Genomic DNA, 19,441 nt, shown 5'->3' on the forward strand with positions numbered 1-19,441 from the left:
AAAAAGCTAAAACCCTAAAAAGTACAATCGGTCTTTAAAAATTCCAACGGAAATCGTTTTAAAAAGAAAGCGCAGAGGGAGGGATTTGAACCCCCGCTCCCCAGTGGAGAACCGGATTTCAAGTCCCGATTTAAAAAAAATTAGCATATCTTTTTCCATTTTCAATTTAGGGAAGAATATGGTCATTTTGTTAAACTTAGTTGAAAATTTTGCAAGAGAATGACACGGTAAACGGTCCGGTCATTAAGGTTAGTCCTTATACCTTTGAAAATTGGAAATTTTGAAATGTTATTTTTGAGTATATTGTATACGGGACGGTGTCCCGTGATGTTTGGTTGTGGTGCCGTGTGTTTTAAATTATGTTTTTTCGAGAAAATTATTCATCAATCATGCATTTTGCATCAATATACCATTTCGGAATTACCGTATTGAAATAATCGTAATCAATAAGCGCTTTTGAAGCCTGTTCTTTCATGATATTAATCTGTTCATCGCCAAAAGGAATTGCCCAAGGCAGTGACGAGATTGTATTAACGGATATGTAGAGGGCGAGTAACTGGAAAAACTTTTCAGGAATATTTCCATTAAAGTAACCATCTATTTTACCAACTGCAAATGCTTTACTTACCTCTACATCCCATATAATTCGGTTAAATTCTTCAAATGGGTCTCCGAAATCATAACGATTAAAATCAATTATTGCAACATCACCGCTATATGTTAAAATCATATTTCCAATATGGTAATCCCCATGTTGCAGTGTTGATCCAATATCATTTAATAAATGCCTATTACGAGTTATGTGTTCAATAAATAACTCGCCATTTTCATATTTTAATGGGCATTCTAAATATGCTTTAATTTTTAGATCTATCTTTTTATTAAACCTGTTTTCCCAGGGGTCCATGTTTGAGGGGATATTTACCGAATGGATTTTTTTAAGTATTTTTCCAGATTTTATTCCAAGGTTGTACTGTTCCATCGTATTCTTTTTTAGAATGGCTGTTTCTAAGTCTTCGCCTTCAACCCATGTGAGCAGCATGTATACGCCAGATTCACAAATTCCAAAATCAACTGGTTTTGACATTTCAAAGTCCATTTTGCTGAGTTCACATAATATATTGTACTCTTTTTGTTTTCTTTCGTAGAATTTAATATCCGATATTCTAAGCAGGAGTTGTTTCCCATTTTTCGTGATAATATGGTATTTTTTATCTTCCGACCACCCTTTATCCACTTCTTCAATGATATCCCATGATTCGCTTCCATTAATCCCTTTAAACATATTATCACTTTTTGTGTCTGGAGTTTATATCAAATTTATAATTAAATATTTTTAAATTTCTAAAAAATTAAAGTAAATTAAATCCAAAATACACTTTTTTAACTAAACACTATCAATACACCGATTATAAAAATATCTATAAGTAACGTAATAAATGCATTAATCATGACTATTTTTGTTCCCAATTTCGACCCGAACAATGAAACATGCAGGGGAATTGAATGTTTTGTGTATCTTGTTGAGATAGATAGGATATTTGCAAATATCAATCCGATTATTACTTCTTTTGAATTTAAAACACCATTTTCCAAAAGTCCGCTTCCCATCACCATTGCAGTTTGAATATTGATTAAATCTGCGATTACCAAAATTCCAACACTCGGATCAAGATCTAAAAAGCCAGTAAAAGGAGTTATAATCACTATTACATATTCAAAAACACCTGAATTCGAGAAATACAGAACAATAAATGTAGTTATAAACATTATTGGAATAATCCGCCTTGAAATTTTCAAAGTACTGTTAAGAGATTTATTAAATATGTTTTTAGTATTCTTTTTTTCTTCGATTTTTGGTTCAAAATCAATATCTTTTGAAACTATTGCAAGATAAAAAAGTCCAATAATCGTTTTTACCAGTGCAACACCTGATCGAATTAAAATATAAAATACTCCCGTCATTCCAAGAAGAGGTATTGCAACAGGTATAAAAAATGTAAATGTGTGGGAAAATATCGTTGGAAAAGAGTTTGCAAGGGAACATCCAATAATCTCTTTTTCAGTAACTTTTTGGTCTTTATATCCTTCAGCAAGTATGGAATACCCAACAGTTGGACTGAAAAAGCATGAAAGTATGGAATACATGGAAAGTTGATTCATTTTTAAGTGTTTAGTAAACGGATACAAAAAATCACTTACTTTTTTCATTACACCCATATTTATCAGGCAATTCATGACAAACATTGTCAAAAGAACAACTGATGCCATTTCTAGGGTGTATGTTGCAGAACTTACTAAAGAAATACTAAACACTGAAAAATCAAAAATATTCATCGAGTCACCATTCTTAATACAAACTAATAAAAAATTAATATCTCATTATTTAAAGCCTTTTGGAAATAAATCCAGATATTACGCCGTATAATTAAATTAAAGTTTATAAGTGTTCAAGAATGGCTTAAATAAAGATATTTTGATTAAATTAGTAAAAATCCTTATCAAATAGGGATTTTAAAAAGTTGAAAAATGATACATAAAAAAAGATAATTCTAAACTTTTTTATATTTTTAAATTTTAAAACAGTTTAAATTCGAAAAAAGAAAAATCAATTTTTTATTTATTGCTGGGATTCTACTTTTTTTAGCATTTCCCCAACATCTCCCTCAATCATGATGTTATCAAGCCTGTTTCCTTTAAGATTTTCACGCGCCATTGTTATTGAGTAAGGAATAACACCCAAGATAGGAATGTTTTTCTTTGATAGGGCATCTTCAAGGATTGTTTTTGTTTCATCATCAACCCTATTTAGAATAACTCCAAATGGTTTGCCTGCTTCTTTGGATAATCCAGATATCTTTTCACTTAATAAAACGGCATCATTAGATGGATCAACCACCATGACTACGGAATCTACTCCCCCAACTATTCCACGACCAAAGTGTTCAACCCCAGCTTCAGTGTCAACCAAAACCCATTCATTATCGTTTACAGTGAGATTGGTTAAAAAGTCTCTTGCAATTACTCCCATTGGGCATGCACAGCCTTCATGACTATGTTCTATCTTTCCAATCTGCATGAAACCTTTGTTTCCAGTCCAAGATACAAATTCGGATGAAAGTTCATCCAACTTACTTTTCTCAAATAGGGGTACTTTTTCATCCCCTTCGTTTTTGATTCTGGCCCTTAGTTTCGCCCCTACTACTGGCCTACCGCCCATATAGTTCATGAGTGTTTTTTCTGCAGGCCCTGTTCCAACCATTGTGCTAAGACCTAAGTTGGATTCATCAGAATCTACAATTAAAACCTTTTTTCCCTGTTCTTCAATCTTTTGAGCCATTAATGTAATCAAAGTACTTTTTCCGCAACCGCCACGGCCGCAAATAACCATTTTAGGCATAATTTTAACCTCCAAATTTACGAATACTGCTGGTTAATGCTTAGTATAAACAACTATATAAATCATACATATTTAATATAAAGTATTATTTAATACTTATAAAAATATATTTAAGTAATATGAACATACTCATTATACAGTTGGTTTAGGTTATCAAACGATTCATCTTACCAAAAACAGCAGCATTTGCCATATTCCAGTGATTTCATAAAAAATACTTATCTTTTTTATTTCAAAACTGCATGGATGTATGAGACATTGTTTTTCTCCCATGCTTCTACACTATAACCTGCTTCCAAAAACAGTGCTTTCCAGTCTTCTGGACCCCTTTGCACACCATGAAAATGATCAATTGGCTCCACTGCAAATACTTCACCGGATGGTTTTAAAACCCGTTTAATATCTTGCAATGCTTTTGCTACGTCATCAAGATGATGCAACATAAAAAAACAGGTAACTGTATCGAAGTATTCATCTTCAAAAGGTAATTCATAGGCGCTGGCTACAGCAAAATGTGTATTGGTTACGCCTTCAATTTTTGCATTTAATTTGCACTGTTCTATTGAACCATCAATGATGTCTACCCCATATATTATAGATTCTGGCTTTGCTTTAGCCATATTTATTGCAAGAGATCCAATACCACAGCCTACGTCAAGTATATTCTTTCCGTTCAGTGATGGAAGAAGACTGTTGAATGCTTCCATTTTCCGGGGTTCCATAGAAGTTTGTGGAAACTTTGCTTCTTTAATTTGATCAAAAGAAGTATATGGTAAAATACTATAGATGCGGGCACCATTTTCAGCCATTAACCCCCTTACATAATGCATATCTCCTTCTTTTTGAATGTAGCTTACAACTGAAACTCCAAGACTATTACAAAACCTTTTATTTAGTTCTTCTATGTTTTTATGAAACTTTGTTTTCAGAGGGTCATGTATTACCATATAATGTGAGTATTTATCGGTAAAAATTTCGTCTTCTGCACCCGTAATTTCAATACCGCTTATTGCCTGTCTCCATAAATGCGGCATTTTTAGGTTATCTTCTGTGGTATGGTTATGAACTTTTCCGATATTTTCCATTTGATTCACCGTTACTTAGTTTATAAGACATTATTTTTTCTCATTTCAGATATTGCGATAAATAATGCAAAAATTAGTCCAAAAATCAAAAATCAATATCTTAGTTATTAAAAAAAGAATATTTAATAATACCGATTAAGTTTGATCCATTAATTTGTTTTGAAACATTATCATTATCCTGCAAGTTCTAAAATCTAGCCTAAATTACGTTTATTAGTTTTAATCGCCCTGCCGGGTAAAATTTAAGAGTTTGATCTAGATTTTAAATATCAATACACTAAAAAACAGAGTTTTTTGTGTTAATAAATCTTTGATTTATATAATATATCAAAATGTAATGAATTGATAGTTAATTACCAAATGGATAAATTTTAAAAAAGTAAAAAAAGACTTTTGAAAACCCATACACTCCCCCCGAATGTAAAAAGGTTCCAGTATCGGTGCGTGAAATTAGGTCAAGAAAGTATATTTCTATTCCAAAAGGTGTTCCACAGTTATAGAAATTTCTATGTCAGCCCCCCGAAAAATTAAGTTTCGGGTAATATAATTTCTAAAATTCGCAGTATTTAACGATTACGGCAAAATAAACGATAAAAACCTGTTAAAATTGATTTAAAAAAATATTTGGTTCAGATGGATAATTTATTAAAAAATTGCTTCAAATTCTGGTAATTTACCATATTAATTTCATGCCAATTGAGTTTTCAAAAGTAGGCTGAGTTTTGAAAACCTAGCGATTTCTCGCCAAAATTAACTCTGAAATTACGAATATAAAAAGTTGATTTTGTTTCGTGAATATGGATTAACTGATTTAAAAAAGCGTTATGATCTGCCCCAAAACAAGATTTTTCTAGACTGGATATGGGATATGAATCTAGAAAACTCCAATTCTGAAACCTTGTATTTTAGTGTCCCTTTGGGCACCATTCAATTCAGGGTATGGCGATTCTTGCCATTATACATTATTTGAAATGGATCTTAAAAATAAATGTGTGGAAATGACTGATTTTGCAGTTCTTCCAGAGTATCGAAAACAGGGGCTTTCAGAGTATTTATTGTATTTAATGGAAAAAATAATGAAATATACTGATTTAGGGTGTTTTACACAATTTCACGGAGTTTATCTTACGGAATGAATATTACATTTAAAAAAATGGGCTATATCTACGGCGGAACTGCGGTAAATAATACAAACATCTGTGGAAAGTTTGAAGACATGAATTTATGGTATAAGGTCGTAGAAGAGTAATTTACAACTTATTTTTAATAAAAAAAAGGATTTGAAAAATTTAAAAATAATACCATATAGACTGGTAATCTTCTATTTTTTCACCCCGTCTTTTTAATTCATTGAGATAATTTTGAATAGGAACATCTTTATAGATATAAGTTTTAGTAAGCGCTATATTTTTCTCCCATGGGTGAAACTCGTAAACTCTACTCCCATCTTTTAAAATCATTATTAAATCATGATCCTGATAAAAATTCAAATTATTTTTACCGAGTTTAGGTACATTGAAAACTGTGCTATCGGTTCTACAGTATCCTGGAAGTAACCTTGCTTCTTCCTTTCTCTCTTGAAGTGCTCTTGCTATTGGAACTCTATAATTTACGGTTTCTTCCTTTCCTTTTGTATTAAACAAGTAGTAAGGTTCAATTCCGACAAGTTTTAAGGCTTTTCTAAGAGCTGAAGTTTCAAATCGTCTGCTGTTTTCGACAGTAAATACTTGCTGATTATATACATATATTCCATTATTTTTTAATTTTGATACGGCATCTTTTAAGTCTTTTGTAACTTCATAGACGTGTTCTATGTGAGTAGATACTGCAACTTCACGAATACCTGGTTCATTGTAATGTCCAAGTACTTCTGTAAATTCATCAGTTATTCTTTGAGGGAGAACCACAGGCGTTCTTGTTCCAATTCTTATTCGCTCTAAATGTTTAATTTCCGAAAATTCGGATAAAAGGTATGCTAAGTATTCTTCACTTAATATTCCGGGGTCACCCCCTGTTAAAAGTACTTCTTTAATGGATTCATTATTTCTAAACCATTCGATTGCATTTTCAACAGATTCTTTTTTTGCCAGTGCATTTTTTGAAAATACGTCTTTAATTTGCCAATTTCTTTGACAATAAACACATATTTGGGCACATGTTTCATATGGTTTCATTATCGCAATCATTGGATATCGTCTTGTTACAAGGTCAACTGGCGATGTATCCGTTTCACCCATAAAATCGAGACTTTCTCCGGAATTTCTAGCTTCAGCTGTTTTTTCGACATAATTTAGAGGTGGAATCACCTGCGCCCTTACTGCGTGATCATATTTCCTGTCAGTCGTGTTATCCATTAAAGAAACATAATACGGCGTTATACCAAAAGGAATATTATTTTGACGAGCTTTTTCAATCGCATTTTTTTCAGAAACTGAAAGAGCCACTAAATTTTCTAAAGTTTTCGAATTTATAACAACATTTTCAAGCTGCCAGTTCCAGTCGTTCCAGTTTTCTTCATTCGCTCCAAAATAATTTAGAATCCTTTTTTTATTTTCTTTTCTTTTTTCAGAAACTTTTTTGGAGAGTCCTGAGGGGTAGCGCCCGATATAATATTCAACCTCGTTAGATAGTTTATCAAGATCTTTTGATCGAAGAACCGCTGAATTTCTACCACTAAATTTAAAAAACTCGGGAAATTTTTCCATATATATCCCAGATTTTCCATTTATTCCTTTTAAAAGGTAGATGAATTCGTTTAAAAATCCTAATGAAATTCCGGAAGTTTCCCCCCGATAAAGTTTCCAAAGAGCAGTTATTGCAGAAAATCCCGCCAATTTTTCATTTTTTGGTGACAGGACATTTTTAAAAGTTTTAATGCATTCCTTCATGTTGATTATTTCGAGTTTTGGAAAAACAGTATTTTCAAAATAAAGCATTTTTTCAATAGAATTTAAGTATTCATATAAATTATGTCTTAAATCGTCGACATCCTTGCTTTTTCTCAAAATATCGTGAAAATTCGGATCTATTTTAAATAAATGCTCCATTTTTGAATTAAAATGGTCGTTTTGCATAGTTATCTCCTCTAATATTTAAAAATGGAGTATCGTTCTTTAAAAGATTTTGTCAAAAATAGAATATATTTCGAGTTAAAAAGTCCCCAATCCTAACATTTATTAAAAGTATTATAAAGTATTTATTGTTAAATTATAACTTTTTTTCTTACCCCTTTTTCTTTTCTTCAAGTTTTTCAATTGTTTTAACTTCTAAATCATGATATTTTTCATTTTTTTTGAAAATACGGCTTAAATTAATTTTCAGTTAGGTCCTCTATATTTTTCTTATACTTCTCACTATCAATTATCAAATCCACATCCTTATACAAAACATGTGCCATAATATTGCCCAAACATATATATTTTCTAAAAAAAGGTAATCACGTTAAAATAGTTTAAATCTGCAAAATTACCTTTCCAATATCCACTGAATTTTTCTCAAAATCCATCCAGTATCGGAAGATTTTCTCAGGATTACAAGATCTTTAACTTTTGAACGTGAAAAGAATTTCCAATATGGCAGGTTACTTTAATCGAAAGTCCACGTTTCAAAAGCCTTTAAAAGCTGTACAGTGCTCAAAGTAAGAGTTGTATCAAAATAAGGTTCAATAAGTGCCATCTTTCAAACCCCCTCCAAAAATAAAAAAAATAATTTCCAATAATAAAACTGTCTTTATAGAATTATAAAAAGAATATTTTAAAATTATTAAATATTGTCCGGATGGGTTAATTTATAAATTTTTTGAAAAATTTTTCAGATTTTAACCTTCATTTGGGAATATATGGACCATTTTAAAAGTTAACTGAATCATTTGGTTTAAGTTATATAATGCTAAATCAAAAATTTTATTAAAGCATGTAATTTGTAAAATGGGGGATTATGTTAGGGTACTTGTTATTGTACATGATATTCGGGGGAATTTTACTTGCATACGGGAGTGACTGGTTTATTGAAGGAAGTACTCGGGTTGCAAAACACTTCAATGTTTCAAATTTTGTAATCGGTGCAACGATTGTCGCATTTGGAACTTCTCTTCCAGAAATTGTAACAAGTAGCGGTGCTGCACTTTCTGGATCTCCAGGGCTTGCTGTTGGAAATGCTATTGGAAGCTGCATTGCAAATATCGGAATTATTTTGGGAATTAGTGTACTGATGTATCCATTAATTATTAAAAAACGGGCAATTATTAAAAATGGAAATATTTATCTTATTGCAACAATATTGCTGGTTATTTTAGGATACAATGGTTTTTCAAGGTTTGACGGATTGATATTATTTCTTTTTATGATTATTTATGTAATATATACGATCAAAACAAGTGAATCCGATGAAGAAGAAATCATTTCAGATATTACTGTTAAAAAGGCTTCGATATTTATTGTAGTTGGCTTACTGGCTGTGATTTTAGGGAGTGATTTATTTATAGGAGGCGCAAAAGGGATCGCAGAATATTTTAACGTTCCTGAAAGTATTATTGGATTCTCACTTGTTGCATTTGGAACTTCGTTACCAGAACTTGCGTCTTCAGTTGCTGCTGCAAAACGAAAACTTGGAAGCATTGTTCTTGGAAATGTAATTGGGAGTAATATTGCAAATACCTGCGTAGCTCTTTCATTTTCCGCAATGATTGTAGATATCCCAAAATACAACGTAGAATTGATGGTAAATACAATAATGGCACTTTTAATAATTTTTACAATGAATCGGGAAAAAATAAAGAAAATGTTGAACTTTAAGAACTTTAGAACAGATTACTTCTCAAAAATAGATAGAATCGATGGTATTTCTTACATCTTGATTTATTTGATATTTTTGGCTTATCTTTTGGGATATATATTTTAATAATGTATGAATTTCTTTTTTCCATTTTTAACCCAACATATTGTTTTGAGTACCCTAAAGTTTAAATAACGCTATTTTCAAAAATTATAATGCCCGAGGTGGGAAAGATCTTGGGAAATGGGGAGTGTCAGGGTCGTTAAACGGTTTCATACACTTTTTAGAACAGTTCAATTTCAGGTATTGTTGAATTGTTCCATATCTATTTTAACCTTTTTAACGCTATTTTTAATTATAAAATACAATTGTTAAAAAATAGAATAAATAAAAATTATTAAATTTTAACACAAATTATCTTTTTTGCTGATGTTTTTTCTGCACATCTTGATTTTCCTGCAAATTAAAGGCAGAGGTCATATTAACACTTTTAAAATTGGATATATGTTACCAGATTTCAGATAAAACTCCTCTAAAAAAGTCTTTTTTGTTACCCTATATATGTCTTAATTATTAGATTTTAGATCAATTTAAATCAGAAAATCTAATGGAAAAAATATTAATGGGTGCCAACAATATAATTTATAAGGGGAATTTTCCCCCATTAATCCTGAACAGACATTTTGAAATAGGGGATAGTTTATAGGATTTAAAAAAGTTGGATTATGAATATGGGGATTTTATTTAATTTGGGGAAATTAAATATTTTCAACACGATTTTTAATATTTGGGGGATTCATTTCTCCCCGATCCCACTCGTAAGAATTTTTACTTAGATAAACATATACATAAATTCTCTTTTCAAATTAGATCATTTATACTAATCGATCAATATATTAATCAACTGAACCCTTTCGATTCCATATTAAAAATATTGTATATTTTGTATTGATATTTGGCCATTGAACTTCCTAAAAATGATTTAAATTATTAATTAAATTATGTAATCGGCTTTTAAAAACGTAAGATATGAATCTAAATCGATAAATATCAAATAAAAAGATTTAAAAAATAAAAATAGTAAATTAAGGTCTTATCTTCCCATAACTCTCAAATACTCTCTTTTTAAAGATTCTTTGTTTTTGTGAAGATATATTGTTATTTTGGAATGCCTATAACAAAAACACAAATATCACATATTGTTTGCCATATATTGAATAACTATTTAAAATTAAATGAGGAGTATTGTGGAAGTAACCAAAAAAAATAAAACGTTCTGAACTCGAAAATGAAATTGCAGGGTTGGAAAGAATCTAAAACAATTGATGCAGATATAACAGTAACGAGGGACAAAAACAATCTAAATTTTGCACTTAATTATGTTTGTGGTGATGTTTTTTTCGCAGGTATGGTTTATACAGGATCTACAATTGGTGGCCTTCCCATGGGGTGATGCTTTTAAAATATGGCTTATTATGATGATACTTCAAATGGATCTTACTATCTATTGAACAAGGAGATTAGAAAAGACAGGATCTTGATTACCATATTAGATAATGAATAAAATCTAACAATTTTCCCATTTTGTCAGATCAGCCATTAAAAATTAACTTTTTAGAAAAAAGAACTTAAAAATGTTAAGTTGATTGAATATTTGAAAGAAGATTAAAGATAATTTGAGTTTTTACCCAAATTCAGGTATAAAAATCGGTATTATTTTATTTAAAATAATTTTCAAAACATAACCGTATTATACCAAAATTTACAAAATATTGTATCAAAAGTGTTTTAATTTTCAAACGGGGGTGTTTTCAAATGAACTATTTTTTATGTATTACAACTGAAGAAAATGCGAAAGTTATCTTGGATAAAAAAATCTGGGGAGTTTCTAAAAATTATAAAAATTCAATTTCAAAGGTTTCCCCAGGTGATCATTTAATAATTTACGAAATGGGAAAATCAAAAACTAAAACATCTGAAGCAAAACCTCAATATATAAGGGCAGTTTATGAAGTAACGTCTGAACTTAAAGAAGATACTAAAAAAATCTTTGAAGCTCACCCAAACAACCCAAAAGAAGTCTATCCATTAAGAGTTAAATTAAATGAAGTTAAAATATTCGAAAAACCGATTTTGTTTAAAGAATTAGTTCCTGAAATGGAATTTATTAAAAATAAAAAACAGTGGTCTGGTTCTTTAAGAAGAGCAATGGCTCAAATTAATGAAGGAGATTATAAAAGAATTATTGGGAATTAAAATATATATTTAAAATTTAAGGTAAAACAATGGAACTTCCAGAAATTAATATTGTAAATGTTGTGGGGTCATGTGATCTTAAAACTCCAATGAATTTGGAAAAAATTTATCCTTTGATCGAAAATTCTGAGTATGATCCTGAAAGGTATCACTGTATTTATATACGAACTCCCGGAATTAAAAGACTTGTTACAATATTTAAATCTGGAAAATTAAATACCGCAGGTTCCAAATCGATCGAAGAAGCTAAATCCGCAGTTTTGGAAATTGTGGATAAATTAAATGAATTGGGTTTTACTGATAAAAGACCAGAAGTTAAAATTTACAATATTGTTGCGAATATATCTTTTAATAAAAAATTCGATCTCGAAGAAATTTCTGAAAATTTTGGAGCAGAATATGAACCAGAACAATTTCCGGGCGTAGTTTTAAAAATAAACGATCCCAAAGCTACTTTTTTAATATTTAAATCTGGTAAAATCGTCATAAATGGCGTAAAATCAAATGAAGAATTAGAAAATGCCGTAAGATGGATCTGTGAAAACTTAAGTTAGGTATTAAGTTTTGTAAACATGAAAATGATACAGAAAAATATCGAAAGATATATATACCTCCGACTCACAATATAATACATGTTAACAGTACAATGATACACGAATTCGGGGGAGAATATAATTTTGAAATTAAAAGATATTTCATCAATTCGTTCAGGACTTTTACTTTCAAGGAAGAAGTCTGACGATAGATCAAATGCAAATAAATACCCTCTGATCACATTAAAGTCAGTAGATGATTCCGGAGTATTAAATAAGGAATTTTTAGATGAATTTTATACTCTTGAAGAAATTTCAAACGAATATCTCACAAGTGAAAATGACATTATTGTAAGACTCAGGGAACCAGTATTTGCATGCAGCATCGAAAAAGAAAATGAAGGATTATTGATTCCATCATATTTTGCAAAGTTATCAATCAATGAAGAATATTCAAAAGAATTTCTTTCAAAATATGTTGCACATTATATAAATTCAAAAAATGCTCAAAAAGAATTTAAAAAAGATACTGAAGGATCTGTGATTTCAATGATCAAGCTAAAAGCAATTGAAAATCTCGAAATTCCAGAAGTTCTTATCGAAAAGCAGGAAAAGATAATTAAAATTGCTGAATTTAAACAAAAAGAGCTAAAACTTTTGAAAGAACTTACAATTTTAAAAGAAAAATACTATTCAAAAATTCTTGAAAATATTATTTAACGTGGGGTAAAAATTATGAAAACCAATCAAGCTACGATTAATGCCATATTATGGAAAGCATGCGACACATTTAGGGGAACAATTAATTCAGATCAGTATAAAGATTACATCTTAACAATGCTGTTTGTAAAATATCTTTCCGATTACTACAAGGAAAAATTGGAAGAATATAAAGAAAAATATGGGGATAAAGAAGATAGAATCCAGAAAAGTCTTTCAAGGGAAAAATTCATACTCGATGAATCCTGTACGTTTGAATATATCTATAAAAATAGAAATGCGGAAAATTTAGGGGAAATTATAAATTCTGCACTCGAAAGGATTGAAGAAGACAACAAGGCAAAACTTGAGGGAGTATTTAGAAATATCGACTTTAACAGCGAAGCAATGCTTGGAAAAACAAAGGAAAGAAATGCACTTTTAAAACACTTATTGGATGACTTCAATGATCCAAAACTCGATTTAAGACCTTCAAAACTTGCTGGAAATGATGTTATCGGGGATTCTTACGAATACATGATCGCATACTTTGCAAGTGATGCGGGTAAAAAAGGTGGAGAATTTTTCACGCCGTCCCAAGTTTCAAGATTGGTTGCAAAATTAGTAAGTCCAAAATCTGGAAACAGAATATACGACCCAACGTGTGGCTCAGGATCTCTTTTAATTAAAGCATCAAAAGAAGTTCCAGATAACAACTTCCAGATTTATGGTCAAGAAAAAAACGGTCAAACATATGCGCTTTGTAGAATGAACATGTTTTTGCACGAAATTGATGATGCAAAAATTGAATGGGGGGACACGATTAGAAACCCACTTCATTTAGAAAACGATTCTTTAATGAAATTTGACGTAGTTGTTGCAAATCCTCCGTTTTCACTTGATAAATGGGGCGATGATTATGCAGAAAATGACCCATATAAACGGTTTGGTTACGGAATTCCTCCAAAATCAAAAGGGGACTATGCATTTGTTGAACACATGGTATATTCAGCAAATGAAAATGGAACTGTTGGTGTAGTTTTACCTCACGGGGTACTATTTAGGGGTGCAAGTGAAGGAAAAATTCGTGAAGGGTTAATTAATGATAATTACCTTGATGCAGTAATCGGACTTCCACAAAACCTTTTCTTTGGAACAGGAATTCCAGCATGTATTCTGGTCTTTAAAAAGAATAAAATTACAAACGATGTAATATTTATCGATGCATCAAAAGAATTTGAATCCGGAAAGAATCAGAACGTTTTAAGGGATTTGGATATTGAAAAAATTGTTGAAACTTATAAAAATAGGCAGGATATTGAAAAATATTCGCATGTTGCAAGTTTAGAAGAAATTAGGGAAAACGACTACAATTTAAATATTCCAAGATATGTCGATACCTTTGAAGAGGAAGAGCCTGTTGATTTAAATCAGGTTAAAACAGACATTTCAAAAATTGAAGGCGAATTGAAAGACATTCAAAAAGAAATGGACAAATATTTGGATGAACTGGGGTTATAATTATGGAGGAAGTAGCAGAAGGATACAAAGAAACCAAAATTGGAGTAATTCCCGAAGATTGGCAGGCCGTTAAACTTTCAGAATCAGTTAATTTATTTGGAGGTTTTGCGTTTTCGAGTGAAGATTCTAAATCAGAAGGGGTAAAATGGTTAAAAATTGCAAATGTGGGCATCGATAAAATTACCTGGGAAAATGAATCGTATTTGCCTTTTGAATATTTGGAAAAATATTCCAATTATGCATTATCTAAAAATGATATAGTTATGGCACTTACTCGCCCGATTTTAAATTCAAAACTTAAAATTTCAAAAATTACCGATTTGGATATACCTTGTTTATTAAATCAAAGAGTGGGGAAATTGGATCCCAAACAAAATACTTTTGGGGATTATATATACCATAGTTGTAAAATGCCTATGTTTATACATTCAATGAATGTTGCAATGGCAGGTACGGATCCCCCAAATATTGGTTTTAGGGATTTATCCAAGATACAAATACCGCTCCCACCACTCCCCGAACAGCAAAAAATCGCTGAAATTTTATCAACATGGGATAATTCAATTGAAAATTTAGAAAATTTAATTTCTAAAAAAATTGAAATTAAAAAAGGACTCATGCAAAATTTATTGACAGGAAATGTTAGGTTTCCGGGCTTTGAAGATGAATGGAAGGAAGTTAAAATTGGATCGTTACTGAATGAAGTTAAACGGAAAATCGAATGGGACGATTCAAAACTATACGATTTGGTAAGTTTAAAAAGACGATCCGGCGGAATTTTCTATCGAGAATCATTATATGGTCATCAAATACTTACTAAAACATTACAACCAATAAAAGAAGATGATTTTTTAATATCAAAAATGCAAGTTTTGCATGGCGCATTAGGAGCCGTATCAAAAGAATTTGAAGATATGTATGTTTCAAGTTCTTATGCAATATTTAATTCGAAAACGCCAGAAAAATTTAACATTAAGTTTTTCGACTGGCTTTCGAAAACTCCGATAATGTATCATTATGCATATATTTCCAGCTATGGAGTACATATTGAAAAAATGACATTTAATTTGAAATTATATCTCAAAGAAAAGGTAATGGTTCCAAATTCTATCGAAGAACAAGAATCGATTGTACGGGTTTTATCAACACAAGACAAAGAAATTGAACTTTTAAAACAGAAATTGGAACTTGTAAAAACCCAGAAAAAAGGTTTAATGCAAAATTTATTGACTGGAAAGGTGAGGGTAAATGTTTAATAAAATATTTACTCTCTTCGAATCGCCCATCGAAAACGTAAGTTGGCGAGCTATAAACCCAAAGGTTTATTTAAAAGGCAATTGGGCATCTCTTAACTGGAAAGGTGAGGGTAAAAACTTCTTAAATTACTTTTTTTTAACAAATTTTTGAGGGGAATTTAATGTCAAATCCATATATAAATACAGAAATAAAAGTCCAAAAAGATTCAATTGAACTTTTAAAAAATTTAGGATACGAATTCATTTCAGAAGACGAAAATAAACTTCTAAGAAATAACTTAAAAGAAGTAATTTTAAAAGATATTTTAAAAGAACAGCTTAATAAATTAAATTCTTACAATTACAAGGGAAAAACATACAAATTTTCAGAAAAATCAATTGAAAATGCAATAGCTGATCTTGATGTTCCATTAACTGAAGGTCTAATCAAATCAAATGAACACGTATATGACCAATTAATTTTGGGAAATTCTTATGAAGAAACTCTTGATGATTGCAGCAAGAGAAGTTTTTCAATAAAATATATTGATTTTGATAACCCTGAAAACAACGTATTTCACGTAACCGAAGAATACACTGTTCAAAAACAAAATTTAAACCAAACAGAAAGAAACAAAAGACCCGACTTAATTTTATTTGTAAATGGTATCCCCTTAGGAATTATCGAACTTAAAAGGACGTCAGTATCGGTCGAAACGGGAATTTCTCAGGTTATAAATTATCAAAACAGAGATTATATCCCCCATTTATTTAGATACATTCAAATTGCAGTTGCAGGAAATCCTGGAAATGTTTATTATGCAACAACCGGAACTGAAAAGAAATTCTGGTCAGTATGGAAAGAAGACCTTTCAGATGATTTATTAAACAGTATAGTAAAGAATAGAATTCCAACAAAACTTGATAAGGACATCTATTCCCTATTTAATAAAGCTAGATTTTTAGAAATTATAAAAGAATACACAATTTTTGATGCAAATATCAAAAAAATTGCAAGATATCAGCAGTATTTTGCAATAAAAGAAACTTTAAAATCAATTGATAATTTTGATGCAAATGGAATTAGAAGCGGGGGACTTATCTGGCACACTCAAGGATCAGGAAAATCCCTAACGATGGTAATGCTTACAAGGGCATTAAAAAGAAAGATTAATAATTCAAAAATTGTTGTCGTAACTGATAGGGTAGATCTTGATAAACAGATCAAAGAAACCTTTTTACATGCAAGATTGGATGTGTTAAGAGCAACTACTGGTCAAAATCTTGTAAAATTTTTAAAAGAAAACAAAGATGCGGTAATTACAACTGTTATCAATAAGTTTGAGTCAGCCATGAGAAATGATATCATAAATGATTCTTCAAATGTGTTTGTATTAGTTGATGAGAGCCACAGAACTCAGTATGGAACTTTTCACGCAAAAATGAAAAAGACATTCCCACACGCATGCTATATTGGGTTTACTGGAACTCCATTAATGAAAAAAGAAAAGAATTCATTCAATAAATTTGGGCATATGATTCACAAGTACACAATGGATCAGGCAGTAGCTGACAAGGCGGTAGTTCCACTATTGTATGAGGGAAGAGAAGTTCCACAGGAAATTACTGATAAAAAATGGCTCGATAAGAAATTTGAACTTATTTCAAGAGATCTTTCAGACGAACAGAAAGAAGATTTAAAGAAAAAATGGGCAATATTCCAAAAAGTTGCATCAAGTGAGAGAAGACTCGAAGTAATTGCAATAGATATCAATGAACACTTCAAAAAGAATTTACTTGGAACAGGATTTAACGCAATGCTTGCAACAAATTCAAAATTTGAAGCAGTAAGATATCATAAAATTTTTGAGAATTATGGGGATATCAAAACCGCATTTGTAATTTCACCTCCAGATTTGAAGGAAGGAGTCGAAGAATTGGACGATGAAAATAAAAAACTCGTGCAAAACGAATGGGGAAAAATAATTAAAAATTACGGATCCGAAGAAGATTACGAAGATAGAATTAAAAGTGAATTTAAAGCCGGAGAAATCGATCTATTGATTGTTGTTGATAAATTGTTAACAGGATTTGATTCTCCACGGACAACGACACTTTATGTGGACAAGGAATTGAAAGACCACAGGCTCCTTCAGGCAATTGCAAGGGTAAATAGGCTCTATGATGAAAAAGATTGTGGATTTATTATTGATTATAGGGGGCTCTTAGGAAAACTGGATATGGCACTTACAAGCTACACTTCACTTGCAAACTTCGATGAAGAAGATCTTGGAACTACAATGATAAATACGGAGCAAGAAATCCATCTTTTTAAAAATTACTACTCGCATTTGATAGATTTATTTAAACCCGTGAAAAACAAAAATGATAGGGAAGAATACGAAGTATTTTTAGCAAATAACGATCTAAGAAAGGAGTTTTATAAATATTTAAAACACTACGTAAAGCATCTTGGATATGCACTTTCAAGTGAGCAGATATATGATCTCGTAGATGATTTGAAAAAATACAAAAATGCGTTAAAATTCTATGTAGAACTTAGAAAAAATGTATCTTTAAGATATTATGAAAGAATAGACTTTGGAAAATACGAAGAGCATATGCAAAAATTACTTGACACGTATATCGGTGCAAGTGATGTTGAACATTTAACTGAACTTGTAAATATTTTTGATGTCGAAAACTTCAATCGAGAAATTGTAAGGGTTGAAGGGGGCCGTGCAAAAGCAGATCTCATTAAAAGTGCTGTTGAAAAGCATATCAAACATAGTTTTGACGAAAACCCAGTATATTACCAATCACTCTCTGATAGAATTAAAGAAGTTTTAGACAAATATCATGAAAAACGGATTTCAGATGAAGAATATTTGAAAAGTATGCAACATGTCCTAAAAGATGTGCAATCTAAAAATATGGATCTAAAAACCTATCCAACATTAATTTCTGAAAGTCAGGATGCAAAAATAATATTTGATAACATTTACGAGTATTTTGGAGAATATACTGGAAACGGCTTTGAAGACGATTTAGCAGAATTATCACTGAAATTTGATAGTGAAATTAAAAAGAATCTAAAAGTTAATTGGGTAGAAAGCCAAGATGTTCACAATTCAATCAAACAGGGAATTGATGATATTTTATGGAATTTAGAAGATGAAATGGATATTTCGGTAGATAATGAAAAAATCATTGAAAAAATAATGACAATGGCAATAAGCAGATACGGGAAATTATGATAAAATCTGTTGAAATAGTAAAAAAAGACATCAAAAATATGTATTTATCCGTAAATCCTGACTGTTCTGTAATTTTGAAAGCTCCAATAAATACCCCTGATTCATTTATTGAATCATTTTTAAAGAAAAAAGAGTCTTGGATTGAAAAACAAGTAACTCATTTCAAATCAATGGGAACTGTAACTGCGGAAAAAAGGTACGTTAGCGGGGAGTCTTTCAAATACCTTGGAAAAAATTACCGTTTGAAAGTGCATAAATCCACCGAAGAAAGAGTAAGCCTCTATCGAGGATATATTCATCTGTATGTGGCAGATAAGGAAGACCTAGATAAAAAAAAGCAGCTTATCGAAAACTGGTATACCACTAAATCCAAAGAAAAGCTCTTTGAAATTTTTATTGAAAACTATTCAAAAGTTACGAATAATATCCCAAAATTTGCAGTTCGGAAAATGAAGAAAAGGTGGGGTTCTTGCAATTCTGAAAAGAACAAGATCATTTTAAATGAAAAACTGATCGAAAAACCAAAATACTGCATCGAGTATGTCGTATTTCATGAACTTGCTCATTTAAAACATCCAAATCACAGTAGGGGATTTTATAATTACTTAACGTATTTAATGCCTGATTGGGAATTTAGGCGTGAACGGTTGAATGAAGTTAATTAATGGGGAAAACGGGGGCG

13 protein-coding genes and 1 pseudogene are annotated in these 19,441 nt (G+C 30.8%); 9 read left to right on the forward strand and 5 right to left on the reverse strand.

Annotated elements, in window-relative coordinates:
- Positions 1-376 precede the first annotated feature (376 nt).
- From MMARC5_RS03060 to MMARC5_RS03075, 4 genes are all read right to left on the reverse strand, one after another.
- Entirely contained in the window at positions 377-1,285 is a 909-nt protein-coding gene (locus tag MMARC5_RS03060; protein WP_011868371.1) for an aminoglycoside phosphotransferase family protein, read from the reverse strand.
- A 98-nt stretch (positions 1,286-1,383) separates the two neighbouring features.
- A complete protein-coding gene (locus MMARC5_RS03065) occupies positions 1,384-2,337 on the reverse strand; it encodes a nucleoside recognition domain-containing protein (protein WP_011868372.1) in 954 nt (317 codons plus the stop codon).
- 283 nt (positions 2,338-2,620) lie between these two features.
- Positions 2,621-3,400, reverse strand: a complete 780-nt coding sequence (locus tag MMARC5_RS03070) for an ATP-binding protein (RefSeq protein ID WP_011868373.1) — start codon at positions 3,398-3,400, stop codon at positions 2,621-2,623.
- A 227-nt stretch (positions 3,401-3,627) separates the two neighbouring features.
- Positions 3,628-4,485, reverse strand: coding sequence for a class I SAM-dependent methyltransferase (locus MMARC5_RS03075; RefSeq protein WP_011868374.1), 858 nt, complete (start codon positions 4,483-4,485; stop codon positions 3,628-3,630).
- A gap of 968 nt (positions 4,486-5,453) precedes the next feature.
- On the opposite strand from MMARC5_RS03075, the pseudogene MMARC5_RS09965 reads away from it, so the two are divergent.
- A pseudogene (locus MMARC5_RS09965) lies at positions 5,454-5,734 on the forward strand (GNAT family N-acetyltransferase); the annotation flags it as partial.
- Between the two features lie 40 nt (positions 5,735-5,774).
- Here the strand turns inward: MMARC5_RS09965 and MMARC5_RS03080 are convergent.
- Positions 5,775-7,559, reverse strand: coding sequence for a KamA family radical SAM protein (locus tag MMARC5_RS03080; protein WP_011868375.1), 1,785 nt, complete (start codon positions 7,557-7,559; stop codon positions 5,775-5,777).
- Positions 7,560-8,421: 862 nt separating this feature from the next.
- Between MMARC5_RS03080 and MMARC5_RS03085 the strand changes: the two genes are divergently transcribed.
- The 8 genes from MMARC5_RS03085 to MMARC5_RS03120 all read left to right on the forward strand — a co-directional run bounded on the left by MMARC5_RS03085 (position 8,422) and on the right by MMARC5_RS03120 (position 19,424).
- A complete protein-coding gene (locus tag MMARC5_RS03085) occupies positions 8,422-9,384 on the forward strand; it encodes a calcium/sodium antiporter (protein WP_011868376.1) in 963 nt (320 codons plus the stop codon).
- Positions 9,385-11,073: 1,689 nt separating this feature from the next.
- Complete coding sequence (locus MMARC5_RS03090) at positions 11,074-11,514, forward strand: EVE domain-containing protein (RefSeq protein ID WP_011868377.1); 441 nt, start codon at positions 11,074-11,076, stop codon at positions 11,512-11,514.
- Between the two features lie 29 nt (positions 11,515-11,543).
- Positions 11,544-12,068 (forward strand): TATA-box-binding protein, encoded by a 525-nt coding sequence (locus MMARC5_RS03095; protein ID WP_011868378.1) that lies wholly within the window; start codon positions 11,544-11,546, stop codon positions 12,066-12,068.
- A gap of 123 nt (positions 12,069-12,191) precedes the next feature.
- The gene (locus MMARC5_RS03100) at positions 12,192-12,767 is read left to right on the forward strand and encodes a restriction endonuclease subunit S (protein WP_011868379.1); all 576 of its coding nucleotides are present in this window, start codon (positions 12,192-12,194) and stop codon (positions 12,765-12,767) included.
- Between the two features lie 15 nt (positions 12,768-12,782).
- The gene (locus MMARC5_RS03105) at positions 12,783-14,267 is read left to right on the forward strand and encodes a type I restriction-modification system subunit M (protein WP_011868380.1); all 1,485 of its coding nucleotides are present in this window, start codon (positions 12,783-12,785) and stop codon (positions 14,265-14,267) included.
- Positions 14,268-14,269: 2 nt separating this feature from the next.
- Positions 14,270-15,523 (forward strand): restriction endonuclease subunit S, encoded by a 1,254-nt coding sequence (locus MMARC5_RS09470; RefSeq protein WP_011868381.1) that lies wholly within the window; start codon positions 14,270-14,272, stop codon positions 15,521-15,523.
- A gap of 161 nt (positions 15,524-15,684) precedes the next feature.
- On the forward strand, positions 15,685-18,759 hold the full coding sequence (locus MMARC5_RS03115; protein WP_011868382.1) for a type I restriction endonuclease subunit R: 3,075 nt from the start codon (positions 15,685-15,687) through the stop codon (positions 18,757-18,759).
- Positions 18,756-19,424: a M48 family metallopeptidase gene (locus tag MMARC5_RS03120; RefSeq protein ID WP_011868383.1), complete on the forward strand. Its 669-nt coding sequence runs from the start codon at positions 18,756-18,758 to the stop codon at positions 19,422-19,424. Before MMARC5_RS03115 ends, MMARC5_RS03120 begins: the two co-directional genes overlap by 4 nt.
- Positions 19,425-19,441 lie beyond the last annotated feature (17 nt).

The organism is Methanococcus maripaludis C5 (genome assembly GCF_000016125.1).
Taxonomy (GTDB): Archaea; AGJL01; Methanococci; order Methanococcales; family Methanococcaceae; genus Methanococcus; species Methanococcus maripaludis_D.